Consider the following 1358-nt stretch of genomic DNA (forward strand, 5'->3'; position numbering starts at 1 on the left):
GCTGTCGTGCGGTCGTATTTCAATCTCCGAGACGCGAGCATCGCGTCTCTACTGCTGTGCCCTCGTGCCTTAGTGTCGTCGTGCCATCGTTCTCTTCCTCAGCCTCAACCCATTTTCTTCTTCCAAAATCTTATCGTATCTTCGTTCTTTTGAAAACCGACCATCATGAGCACACAACATGCCGACACCCTGTCAAAATCCCTGAACCTGAATGAATCGCAGGTAAAAAATACACTGGAACTGATTGGTGAAGGGGCCACCATTCCATTCATCAGCCGTTACCGGAAGGAAAGGACGGGTAATCTGGATGAAACCCAGATCACACAGATAAAGGAGCAGCACGAAAAGCTGGTGGAGCTTGAAAAGCGCAGGGAGAGCATCCTGAAAACCATCGAGGAGCAGGAGCAGCTTACGGATGAACTGGAGGAAAAGATCCGCAATGCATCCACCATGCAAGAGCTGGAAGACCTGTATCTCCCTTACAAACCCAAAAAGCGCACCCGTGCCACCAAAGCCAAAGAAAAGGGACTGGAGCCCCTGGCCAAAATCCTCATGAAACAACAGGAAGAAAACCCCGAACAACGGGCCAAAGAGTTCCTCAGTGAGGAGGTGCAGGATACAGAAGAAGCGCTGCAGGGAGCCCGCAACATCATTGCCGAATGGATCAATGAAAGCCGGCAGGCCAGAGAAAAAATCCGGAGGCTTTTCCACAAAGAAGCCCTGATTGAATCAAAAGTAGCCAAAGACAAGGAAGAGGAAGGTCAGAAATACAAAGATTATTTCGACTGGTCGGAGCTTATCGGACAAACCCCTTCCCATCGTTATCTGGCTATTCTGCGGGGCGAAAAGGAAGGGATTCTGAAAGTTAAAATACAACCCGAAAAAGAAGAGGCGGTAAAGATACTGGAACGTATTTTCCTGAAGTCCGAAAATGCCGGCTCGTATCAGGTTAAAGAAGCGGTTGGGGATGCTTATAAAAGGCTGCTGGCCCCTTCTATGGAAAATGAGGTCAAAGCTTATTACAAAGAAAAAGCGGATGATGAGGCGATCAAGGTGTTTGCAGAAAATCTGAGGCAACTGTTGCTGGCGCCTCCCCTGGGCCAGAAACGGGTTATGGCCATCGACCCGGGCTACCGCACCGGTTGTAAGGTGGTGTGCCTGGATGAGCAGGAAAACTTGCTGTACAACGAGACCATTTATCCGCACAAACCCCAGGAAGAAACCCGGCGGGCTGCCAAAAAGATCACTACGCTCGTCTCTTCTCATAAAATAGAGGCCATAGCCATAGGGAACGGAACGGCAAGCCGTGAAACAGAAGAATTTATCCGCAAGCTGAAGTTCGACCGCGACATCAACGT

General features: G+C 49.7%; 1 protein-coding gene. It reads left to right on the forward strand.

What is annotated here, in order from left to right:
- Positions 1-165: 165 nt before the first annotated feature.
- Positions 166-1358 (forward strand): RNA-binding transcriptional accessory protein (locus tag KGY70_19025; GenBank protein MBS3777295.1); only part of this gene is annotated, 1193 nt, incomplete at its 3' end.

The sequence above is a fragment of the Bacteroidales bacterium genome (assembly GCA_018334875.1).
Classification (GTDB): Bacteria; Bacteroidota; Bacteroidia; order Bacteroidales; family UBA12077; genus JAGXLC01.